This window comes from Streptococcus parasanguinis, assembly GCF_001074805.1.
GTDB classification, from domain to species: Bacteria; Bacillota; Bacilli; order Lactobacillales; family Streptococcaceae; genus Streptococcus; species Streptococcus parasanguinis_A.
On the sequence record NZ_JUPI01000098.1, the window covers coordinates 1 to 10,973 of the forward strand.

Below are 10,973 nucleotides of genomic sequence, written 5' to 3' on the forward strand. Positions count from 1 at the left end.
CACTGCGTCTTGCTCGACAATCCAAAAATAATTGAGAGGCTAGGACTTTTGTCCCAGCCTCTTATTTGTTGCGACTGAATAGAAGAGGAGTCACATTTTATATGACTCCTCTTCTATGGCTTATTTTAATTTTTCTGTGATTTCTTTAGCAAGTAGGAGCCCCAATCGATAGTCTTTGTTGATGGCATGGATGACATCGTTGATATTGTCGGTCTCTTGGATTTTTTCCTTGATGCTATCTTTGAAAGCTTGATCTTTCAAGAGTTGCTCTTGTAAGAGCCGTTGTAGTTTTTCTCTCTCGTACTTGTTAAATAAAAAGAGGACCACTAAACTGATGAAAATTAAGATGTAAACGGTTTGATTCATAGATTTCTCCTGTATATAAAGGATCTGAAAATGTAGAGAATGAAAGGCATTGGACATGAGAAAAGGAGTGAGAAAGAACTAAATTGAATCGCATTTAGTTTCTCCTCTCACTCCCATAAGAGATGTTCTACGTATCCATCATAGATAAGAAATTACATTTTCTCAGGTGCATCGACACCAAGTAAGCGAAGGGCTTCTTTTAAGACTACTGCTGTTGAGTAGCTAAGAGCAAGACGGCTTTCGCGTTCTGGACTTTCATCCAAGATACGAGTGTGCGCATAGTATTTGTTGAAGGCTTGAGCCAAGTTGATAGCATATTTTGCGATCAAGGATGGATCATAGTTTTCAGCAGCACGTTTCACCACACGAGAGAAGTCTTGGAGAAGCTTGATGATTTCCCAGCTTTCAGGATCGCTCAAGCTGTATGTCGCATCTGTAGATGGTGTGAAGTTGGCTTTGCGAAGGATGGATTGGATACGAGCGTAAGCGTATTGAACGTAAGGTCCAGTTTCTCCTTCAAAGGATACCATGGCTTCGAGGTCGAAGTCATACCCATTGCGGCGGTCTGTCTTCAAGTCGTAGAATTTAACCGCACCAACACCGACTGCATGTGCCACTTCTTCCTTGTTTTCCAATTCAGGGTTCTTTTCTTCGATCTGCGCTTTGGCACGAGAGATGGCTTCTTGAAGAGTTGGTTCGAGAAGGATGATATTTCCTTTACGAGTTGACAATTTTTGGCGGTTTTTTGTCACCAAACCAAAGTCAACGTGAACCATATCGTCGCTCCAGTCAAATCCCATTTTCTTCAAAACAGCTTTCAACTGACGGAAGTGGTTAGATTGTTCTTGACCTACAGCATAGATGTTTTTCACAAAGTTGTAAGTCCGTGCACGGTAGATAGCGGTTGCGATATCACGCGTGATGTAAAGAGTGGCACCGTCTGATTTCTTAATCATAGCTGGTGGAAGGTTGACATCATCGAGCTCAACGATGCTAGCACCCTTAGACTCTTTCAACAAGCCTTTTTCTTCAAGAATTTGGACAGCTTCATCCATCTTGTCATTGTAGAAAGCTTCTCCGTTTAAGCTGTCAAATTCAACACCGAGGAGTTTGTAGATACGGTTGAATTCTACCAAGCTTTCGTCACGGAACCATTGCCACAACTCAGTCGCTTCTGGATCTCCATCTTCCAATTTCTTGAACCAGAGACGTCCTTCATCATCAAGCTCAGGATCGTTTTCGATTTCAGCGTTGATCCGAACGTAAAGTTTTAGCAATTCATCGATTGGGTTGGCTTCGACAGCTTCCTTGCTACCCCATTTTTTGTAAGCCACCATCAAGAGACCGAACTGTTTACCCCAGTCACCCAAGTGGTTGATTTTAATCGTGTTGTAGCCCATTTTGCGGAAGATGTTTGAAAGAGCATCCCCGATAACGGTTGAGCGCAAGTGACCAACTGAGAATGGTTTTGCGATATTTGGACTTGAAAGGTCGATGGTAATGTTTTGGCCATGACCTTCGTCTTGTTGACCATAGTCTGCACCTGCTTCGATGACGGATTTGATTACTTGATCAGAGATCTTAGATTTGTCTAAGAAGAAGTTCACGTAAGGTCCAGTTGCAACGACTTTTTCGAAGGCGCTTTGGTCGATCTTTTCAGCAATATCTGCAGCGATTGCTTGAGGAGCCTTGCGTTCCACTTTTGCAAGTGAGAAGGCTGGAAAAGCAATGTCACCAAGATCAGATGATTTTGGTTGTTCAAGCAAGTTTAAAATAGCATCTTGGTCAAGAGAGTCAATCACTTTGGCCAATTCACTAGCAATGAGTTCTTTATTGTTCATATTAGCTCCTTAGTCCTTTTAACTATTATTTTAACACAATTCTGAGCGAATTTTCAATTTTTTTGGTATAATTTAAAGTATATTTATTCAAAAGTGGAGGTCCAATGAAAAAGACAGAACGTCACCTTTTGATTCAACAAATGATTCGAAATGAAAAATTGTCGACTCAAAAAGAGATTCAGGATCGATTAGAAGCAAAAGGAATTGCTGTAACGCAAACAACTCTGTCACGAGATTTGCGCGATCTGGGTCTAGTCAAGGTGAAACGAAAAGACCAGTTGTATTATATTTTGCCAAATGAGCCTGAGGTGGCAGAGATTTATATTATGTTGTCCAGCCACGCCAAGTCTGTCTCACGAGCAGAATTCACTTTGGTTTTGCGGACAGAGCTAGGAGAAGCAGCTCTCTTGGCCAATGGTGTAGATGAAATGTCAGATGAGCGTATTTTGGGAACAGTAGCAGGGGCCAATACCCTCTTGATTGTTTGTCGAGACCAAGAGGCAGCCATTGAAATTCAAAATGAAATTTTAGGGATGATGCAGTAATCAAGCCCTGTTAAGATGTCAAAAGGAGGAAGATAGTGAGCTATCTACTCCTGTTTTCATCTATGGAGCTTGTGTCAGAAAATGATGCAACAGTAAGGAATAAAGAAGTATGGCAGTAGAGAAAATATCCCCTGGAATGCAGCAGTATCTAGATATCAAAAAAGACTATCCGGATGCCTTTTTGCTGTTTCGAATGGGAGATTTTTACGAATTATTTTATGAAGATGCAGTGAATGCAGCTCAAATTTTAGAGATTTCCTTAACCTCACGGAATAAAAATGCAGAGAATCCGATCCCCATGGCGGGTGTTCCCTACCACTCGGCTCAGCAGTATATTGATGTTCTCATTGAACAGGGATTTAAGGTCGCGATTGCAGAACAAATGGAAGACCCTAAAGAAGCCAAGGGGGTCGTTAAGCGGGAAGTGGTACAGGTGATTACCCCTGGTACAGTGGTGGATTCGACAAAACCGGATAGTGAGAATAACTTCTTGGTTGCCTTGGATCGCTCAGGAAATGATTATGGACTAGCCTATATGGATCTGGTGACAGGTGAGTTTCAGGTGACCACCCTTAATGACTTCACTATGGTTTGTGGAGAAATCCGCAATTTACGTGCGCGTGAGGTGGTCCTGGGTTATAAGTTGCTAGAACAGGAAGAGCGTGTTTTTGTGAGCCAGATGAATCTCTTGCTGTCACATGTTGAGACGGCGCTTGACGATGTCCAACTCTTAGGGGATCATCTGAGTGAGCTAGAAAAGAAAACGGCTGGGAAACTTCTCCAGTATGTCCACCAGACGCAAATGCGGGAATTGAGCCATCTCAAAAAAGCCCATCATTATGAGATTTGCGATTTCTTGCAGATGGACTTTGCGACCAAGGCCAGTCTGGATTTGACAGAGAATGCTCGGACTGGGAAGAAACATGGTAGCTTGTATTGGTATTTGGATGAAACTAAGACGGCCATGGGAGGTCGTTTGTTGCGGTCCTGGATTCAGAAACCCTTAGTCGATTTGAAACGGATTCGAGAGCGCCAGGACATCATTCAGGTCTTTATGGATCATTTCTTTGAACGGAGCGATTTGACCGACAGCCTCAAAGGGGTCTATGACATTGAACGCTTAGCGAGTCGGGTTTCCTTTGGCAAGATCAATCCTAAGGATCTCTTGCAGCTAGGAGATACTCTGGGTCATGTGCCGACGATCAAGTCGATTCTACTGGGGATTGGTGATCCAGTCTTAGATGTCTTAATTGCACGCTTGGATGAACTTCCTGAGTTGCATCGCTTGATTACCTCAGCTATTGCTCCGGAAGCGTCTGCTATTATTACAGAGGGAAATATCATCCGAACTGGGTTTGACGAGCAATTGGACCAGTACCGTGTCGTTCTTCGGGATGGTACTGGTTGGATTGCTGAGATTGAAGCCAAGGAGCGCGAAGCCAGTGGCATTACAGGTCTAAAAATCGATTACAACAAGAAGGATGGTTACTATTTCCATGTCACCAATTCTCAATTGAGTCACGTTCCTGCTCACTTTTTCCGCAAGGCGACCTTGAAAAATTCAGAACGCTTTGGTACGGAGGAATTGGCACGCATCGAAGGAGATATGCTAGAGGCGCGTGAGAAGTCTGCTAATCTGGAATATACGATTTTTATGCGGATTCGGGAAGAAGTTGGCAAGTATATCCAACGTCTCCAACAATTAGCTCAGGCAATTGCGACGGTTGATGTTTTACAAAGTTTAGCCAGTGTCGCTGAGTCACAACAGTTGAATCGTCCCCTCTTTCATGAAGAGCGGCGAATCGCGATCGACAAAGGTCGCCATCCGGTTGTTGAGAAAGTGATGGGAGCCCAGTCCTATATTCCTAATAGCATCTTTATGGATGAAGAACGGGATATTCAGCTGATTACGGGGCCAAATATGAGCGGGAAGTCTACCTATATGCGCCAATTGGCGATCATTGTGATTCTTGCCCAAATTGGCTCTTATGTTCCAGCGCAAAGGGCCGAGTTGCCAATCTTTGATGCGATTTATACCCGAATCGGAGCTGCTGATGACCTGGTATCGGGTCAGTCTACCTTCATGGTGGAAATGATGGAGGCCAATCACGCTATTCGCAAGGCAACGCCTCAGTCCTTGATTTTATTTGATGAGTTGGGACGGGGAACGGCGACCTATGATGGGATGGCTCTCGCCCAGTCCATCATCGAATATATCCACGATCGCACGGGTGCCAAAACTTTGTTTGCGACCCATTACCATGAGTTGACGGCACTCTCAGAGACTTTGACCCGTTTGGAAAATGTTCATGTTGCGACCTTGGAGCGAGATGGTCAGGTTACTTTCTTGCACAAGATTGAACCCGGCCCAGCAGATAAATCCTATGGGATTCACGTGGCCAAGATCGCTGGTTTGCCAGAAGAGTTGCTGGAGCGGGCGGATGCGATTTTGACCAAGCTCGAAGGACAAGCCCAGCAAGTACCGCTTGCGGATGCAACCTCTAAAAAGGAAGTACCTTCACAGGTTGCTGAACAAATGTCCCTCTTTGAGGAAGAGCCAGAAAATACAGTGATCACAGAATTGAAAAATCTGAATCTCTACAATATGACTCCCATGGAAGTCATGATGGCAGTCGCCGAATTGAAAAAGAAATTGTAAAAAGAAGATCCTCGTAATAGCGAGGATCTTTTTGCTTAGTGGTTAGCAATGCTTTGATTGATTTCTTGAACTTGTTTTTTATAAAAATGATGGGAGACCAACCAGATGATCACGTAAACGAGGGTGAATTCGACAACGAGTGAGAGGTAAAAGCCAAGTCGTGCTGGAAACCAGCCGGCTAACGTAGCTAGGGGAATAAAGCCAAGTAACATGAGTAGGTAATGGCTCAGAGTAGCCCGTAAGAGGCTCCAGTCTTTTTGAAAGAGGAGACTTCCGAAGCTAAAGAGGACCCCAATCGCACCCCAAACGAGGGCACAATAGAGCATGACCAGTGAGCCGTGAACATGATGCAAGAACATCCAGCGGCCGACTGCAGAGTTGGGACTTAAGGGAAGGTACAACTCAGGTGAGAAGAGATAGGAAAAGAAGATGGATAAGATGAGCCCGATGAAAATCCCTTTTAGGGCGTCAGAAAAAGATTGTTTTAGCATGATAATTTCTCCTTAATGGCTTTCAAGTAACGACGGGAGGAGTAGGTCAGACTCCCGTTTTTAAGATAGATTTGCACCGATCCTCCACTAGTAAAGTGCAGGTGATCGATTTCTTTTGTGTTGATAATTTCAGATTGGGAAATTTTGAGAAAGCAGGTCGGCAAGTCTTCAGATAGCTGATAGAGTGGTCCAGTCAGAATAAATTGATCTGTCATGGTCTCACCAATTACTTGCCGATTTTCAATGTAAAAACGTTGGAATAGCTGGCTTTCGATCAGGTAAGCTTCCCCTTCCTTTTTGGCACGTAAGCGCCCTTTTTGATCCAATTCTTCCACAAAGTCACGGATTTTCTCTACACGCGCAGACAGTGCAGGTGCTGTGATCATCACCGCTTCTTCTTGGAAGTGGGAATCAATTTGTACTTCGACTTTCATAAGATCGTTTCTCCCTCCTTTGGGTAAAGTCGGTTGGCCTGCTAGCCCGGCTCCTTCTTTACACTACTATTAAACACTTTTTCCAAAGGGAAGACAAGGAAATTTGTCTATGTGGTCGTTTTCTTCGCCTATGTGGTTTCTAAGGAAGAAGATGGAACTGGCCTCTATTTTTTAAGAAAGGGAGTCTTGTGGATCTGTGGTATAATAGAGCTACATGTATCGGTGAAAAAATAGGTAAAGGAGCAGACATGTCACAGATTATTGAATTGCCAGAAGTCCTAGCCAATCAGATTGCGGCAGGTGAAGTGATTGAACGACCTGCTAGTGTGGTCAAGGAATTGGTTGAAAACTCGATCGATGCTGGAGCTAGCCAGATTGTTGTTGAAATCGAAGAAGCAGGATTGAAGTCGATTCGGATTACAGACAATGGGGAAGGAATTGCGCACGATGAGGTCGCTTTAGCCCTCCGTCGACATGCGACCAGTAAGATCAAAAGTCAAGCGGATCTTTTTCGTATTCGAACGCTTGGTTTTCGTGGTGAGGCCATGCCTTCCATTGCTTCTGTCAGTATTCTAACCCTTCTAACGGCGCAAGAAGGAGCTGCCCACGGGACCAAATTGGTCGCAAAGGGTGGCGAAATTGAGGAAGTGGAGCCAGCGACAAGCCCTGTCGGGACCAAGATCACAGTGGAAGATCTCTTTTTTAATACACCTGCTCGTCTCAAGTATTTAAAGAGCCAGCAGGCAGAGCTATCCCATATCGTGGATATTCTCAATCGCTTGAGCTTGGCCCATCCTGAGATTGCCTTTACCTTGATCAATGATGGAAAAGAAATGACCAAAACAGCGGGGACTGGTAATCTCCGGCAAGCGATTGCGGGTGTCTATGGCCTCGCGTCTGCCAAGAAGATGGTAGCCATTGAAAATCGCGACCTGGATTTTGAAGTGACGGGCTTTGTGTCTTTGCCTGAATTGACTCGTGCCAATCGCAATTACATCAGTCTCTTTATCAACGGCCGTTACATCAAGAATTTCTTGCTCAATCGGGCTATTTTAGATGGCTACGGCAGTAAACTCATGGTGGGGCGCTTTCCACTCGCGATCATTAATATCCAGATCGACCCTTACTTAGCGGATGTCAATGTTCACCCCACTAAGCAAGAGGTTCGCATCTCCAAAGAACGAGAACTAATGGCCTTGATCTCCCAGGCTATTGCGAACGCTTTGAAAGAGCAGGACCTGATTCCGGATGCTCTAGAAAATCTAGCCAAGTCGACTATTCGTCGAACAGAAAAGCCAGTACAGACGACCCTGCCTTTAAAAGAAAACCGCCTCTATTATGACCGAGAGAGTCAAGATTTCAAGCTTCGACCAGAGGTGGCAGATCCTCAACGGCCTCTAGCAGATGAGACTGCTACTGAAGCTAGAATCCAAGAAAACCCAGTAGAAAAACCGACAAGCGCGATCAAGTTTGCGGAAAGAAAGGCTGTGGTTTATGATGAACTGGATCACCCAGAGTTGGATCTAGCTAGTCTAGACAAGGCTTATGACAAGTTGGAAGGAGAAGAACATTCGACCTTCCCAGAGTTGGAATATTTCGGTCAGATGCATGGAACCTATCTCTTTGCCCAAGGAAATGGGGGCCTCTACATCATTGACCAGCACGCGGCCCAAGAGCGGGTCAAATACGAAGAATACCGAGAGAGCATCGGGGACGTAGACGGTAGTCAGCAACAACTGCTGGTGCCTTATATCTTTGAGTTCCCTGCAGACGATCTGATCCGCCTGCAACAGCGCAAGCACCTTCTAGAAGAAGTAGGCGTCTACTTAGAAGAGTACGGAGCCAACCAGTTGATCTTACGGGAGCATCCGATCTGGATGAAGGAGGAAGAGATCGAGTCGGGTATCTATGAAATGTGTGACATGCTCCTCTTGACCAAGGAAGTGTCCATCAAGAAATACCGGGCTGAGTTGGCCATCATGATGTCCTGCAAACGCTCCATCAAGGCCAATCATACACTGGATGATTACTCCGCACGGGATCTCATCTATCAACTGTCCCAATGTGACAACCCTTATAACTGCCCTCATGGCCGTCCGGTTTTGGTTAACTTTACCAAGTCAGATATGGAAAAGATGTTCCGACGCATTCAAGAAAATCACACCAGTCTACGGGAATTGGGCAAGTATTAAACAAACAATAAAGGAAGATTATGTACGAATACATTAAAGGAATCTTAACGAAAATTACCGCCAAATACATCGTGGTAGAAACAGCTGGAATAGGCTATCTCTTGCATGTGGCCAATCCTTATGCCTACTCTGGCAAAATGAATCAAGAGGTGCAAGTCTATCTGCACCAAGTGGTCCGTGAAGACGCTCACCTTCTCTATGGTTTTGCAACCGAAGAAGAGAAAAAGCTCTTTTTAAACTTGATCTCAGTCTCTGGGATTGGACCTGTCTCAGCTCTGGCCATCATTGCTGCAGATGACAATGCAGGCCTTGTCCAAGCCATCGAAAGCAAGAACATCACCTACTTGACCAAGTTTCCAAAGATCGGCAAGAAAACAGCCCAACAGATGGTTTTGGACCTAGAAGGTAAGATCAATCTTGATCTAGAAGATGCACCAGCTCAGTCTAAGGCCAAAGTTGCAGAAGAAAACCAAGCCCTTGAAGAAGCTATGGAAGCCATGTTGGCATTGGGCTACAAGGCAACGGAACTTAAGAAAATCAAGAAATTCTTTGAAGGAACTTCTGATACTGCTGAAAACTACATCAAGTCTGCCCTGAAGATGTTGGTGAAATAGGAGAAGAAGATGCCAAAACGTTGTGGCTGGGTTAAAATGAACAACCCTCTCTATGTAGCCTACCATGATGAAGAATGGGGTCGGCCCCTCCATGATGACCAGGCGCTTTTTGAGTTGCTCTGTATGGAGACCTATCAGGCTGGCCTATCTTGGGAGACGGTGCTCAATAAACGGCAGGCTTTCCGAGAATCTTTTCATGGTTACCATCTTCAACGCGTCGCAGAGATGACGGATGAAGAACTGGAATCCTTGTTAGACAATCCAGCTATCATCCGAAATCGTGCCAAGATCTTTGCGACACGGGCCAATGCTCAAGCCTTTCTACAAGTCCAGAAGGAATTTGGATCGTTTGATGCTTATCTTTGGTCTTTTGTCAATGGGAAAACCATCGTCAATGATGTTCCAGATTACCGGCAGGCTCCAGCGAAGACAGCTCTTTCTGAGAAGCTAGCCAAGGACCTCAAAAAGCGTGGTTTTAAGTTCACCGGACCAGTCGCAGTTTTATCCTACCTACAAGCAGCAGGCCTGGTCAATGATCATGAGAATGATTGTGAATGGAAAAACGGTGGTTAGTTAGTATAGGTAACTAGAGTATCTGAGAATATAGAAAAAAGCTGAGAAATTCATCTCAGCTTTCTTTGTTATAGTCAAAGCGAATGACTTGCTCCGTTGCATCTACATGGGCGTGGACTCCGAAGGGGACAATAGCTCTTGGAGTTGCGTGTCCAACATTCAGATTATAGACAATTGGGATATTGCTGTCAATGATATCCAATAGTGCCTCTTTATAGTCGTCATAGAAAGTTTCATCCATAGGTTTTCCGACCAAGAGTCCACTGATGACTTCAAATATCCCAGTTTCTTTTAAAGCCTGCAACATTTTTTTGAAATCATCAGGTTCAGGCTTTTCTTCACTTGTTTCTAGCAATAGAATCTTTCCTTTCCAGTCGGATAAGTCAGGGAAGAGTCTGTACTTTTGGCAGAGTTCTGTACTGTCTACATATCGAGAGTTGTCAAAGATATCGTAGAGGGATTCGAGGCAACCACCGAGGATTTTTCCCTCGAACTGGGCAGTTCCTTGTAACAAGTCAAAACCTGTATTTGTATGGCTGACACGAGGTGTTCCCAGAGCCTTGGGACTGAAGTCAGTCCGTTCCTCATACCAAAGGTCGCTAGGGCGGATTTCTGAGATTTTTCCAGTCTCAATCAATTCTTTAAAGTAGTGGAGGCTGTATGGCAACATTTCTTTGTCTAACTCACAAATGTCTGCTAAAAAGGATTGACCATAAAAAGTCTTGATTCCTAGTTTATGCAACATGAGGTGGTTCATAGTTGTATCCGAGAAGCCAAGAAAAATTTTTTGTTTGATAACCTTTTGTAGTTGGTCATTTTCAAAAAGATAAGGCAATAAACGATAGGTATCGTCTCCACCGATGGCGCATAAGATCATGTCGATGCTTTCATCAGAAAATGCCTGCATCAAATCCTCCGCACGAGCTTCAGGATGTTCTTTGATAAAGTCTAAGCCTTTTAGTGAATGAGGTAAAAAGATAGGATTGAGTCCGAGGTCTTTGAGTCGTTGGACCCCCAAGTCCACTTCGTGCTTGACAAAGTCCTCTCCGATAATCCCACTAGATAAACTTATAATACCAATAGTAGAAACCATATCTTATCCTCCTAGAAATAAATTGATGCTATTGTATCACAAAAGATGAGGGGAAACAACAAGAATTAGAGTCGAAAGAAGGTTTTTAGATCAAGAAAGTAGTAAAAAAGAGAGTGGGACAGAAATCGGTAATTCGTTAGAATTCGATTTCGTCGTCCCACCTCC

Annotated in this window: 10 protein-coding genes; 5 read left to right on the forward strand and 5 right to left on the reverse strand. The window is 44.3% G+C overall.

Annotation, left to right across the window (positions count from 1 at the left end):
* Positions 1–120: 120 nt before the first annotated feature.
* Together ADI76_RS06540 and argS are read right to left on the reverse strand one after the other, a co-directional pair.
* On the reverse strand, positions 121–366 hold the full coding sequence (locus ADI76_RS06540; protein ID WP_049515223.1) for a hypothetical protein: 246 nt from the start codon (positions 364–366) through the stop codon (positions 121–123).
* Between the two features lie 152 nt (positions 367–518).
* Positions 519–2,207, reverse strand: a complete 1,689-nt coding sequence (gene argS, locus ADI76_RS06545; protein ID WP_049515225.1) for an arginine--tRNA ligase — start codon at positions 2,205–2,207, stop codon at positions 519–521.
* A 104-nt stretch (positions 2,208–2,311) separates the two neighbouring features.
* On the opposite strand from argS, the gene argR reads away from it, so the two are divergent.
* Positions 2,312–2,752 carry an arginine repressor gene (argR, locus tag ADI76_RS06550; RefSeq protein WP_023919910.1) on the forward strand — a complete coding sequence of 147 codons (441 nt, stop codon included), beginning with the start codon at positions 2,312–2,314 and terminating at the stop codon, positions 2,750–2,752.
* Positions 2,753–2,861: 109 nt separating this feature from the next.
* Positions 2,862–5,411 carry a DNA mismatch repair protein MutS gene (gene mutS / locus ADI76_RS06555; RefSeq protein ID WP_049515228.1) on the forward strand — a complete coding sequence of 850 codons (2,550 nt, stop codon included), beginning with the start codon at positions 2,862–2,864 and terminating at the stop codon, positions 5,409–5,411.
* Between the two features lie 35 nt (positions 5,412–5,446).
* Here the strand turns inward: mutS and ADI76_RS06560 are convergent, their stop codons facing one another.
* Complete coding sequence (locus tag ADI76_RS06560; protein WP_049515230.1) at positions 5,447–5,902, reverse strand: DUF3021 domain-containing protein; 456 nt, start codon at positions 5,900–5,902, stop codon at positions 5,447–5,449.
* Positions 5,896–6,336, reverse strand: coding sequence for a LytTR family DNA-binding domain-containing protein (locus tag ADI76_RS06565; protein WP_049515233.1), 441 nt, complete (start codon positions 6,334–6,336; stop codon positions 5,896–5,898). Before ADI76_RS06565 ends, ADI76_RS06560 begins: the two co-directional genes overlap by 7 nt.
* Positions 6,337–6,584: 248 nt before the next feature.
* Between ADI76_RS06565 and mutL the strand changes: the two genes are divergently transcribed.
* The 3 genes from mutL to ADI76_RS06580 are packed head-to-tail and all read left to right on the forward strand — an operon-like array spanning position 6,585 to position 9,715.
* Positions 6,585–8,528, forward strand: coding sequence for a DNA mismatch repair endonuclease MutL (mutL, locus tag ADI76_RS06570; RefSeq protein WP_049515234.1), 1,944 nt, complete (start codon positions 6,585–6,587; stop codon positions 8,526–8,528).
* 20 nt (positions 8,529–8,548) lie between these two features.
* The gene (gene ruvA, locus ADI76_RS06575) at positions 8,549–9,142 is read left to right on the forward strand and encodes a Holliday junction branch migration protein RuvA (protein WP_049515236.1); all 594 of its coding nucleotides are present in this window, start codon (positions 8,549–8,551) and stop codon (positions 9,140–9,142) included.
* Between the two features lie 9 nt (positions 9,143–9,151).
* Positions 9,152–9,715: a DNA-3-methyladenine glycosylase I gene (locus tag ADI76_RS06580; RefSeq protein WP_006595394.1), complete on the forward strand. Its 564-nt coding sequence runs from the start codon at positions 9,152–9,154 to the stop codon at positions 9,713–9,715.
* A 55-nt stretch (positions 9,716–9,770) separates the two neighbouring features.
* Here the strand turns inward: ADI76_RS06580 and ADI76_RS06585 are convergent, their stop codons facing one another.
* Positions 9,771–10,808 carry a S66 family peptidase gene (locus ADI76_RS06585; RefSeq protein WP_006595395.1) on the reverse strand — a complete coding sequence of 346 codons (1,038 nt, stop codon included), beginning with the start codon at positions 10,806–10,808 and terminating at the stop codon, positions 9,771–9,773.
* Positions 10,809–10,973 lie beyond the last annotated feature (165 nt).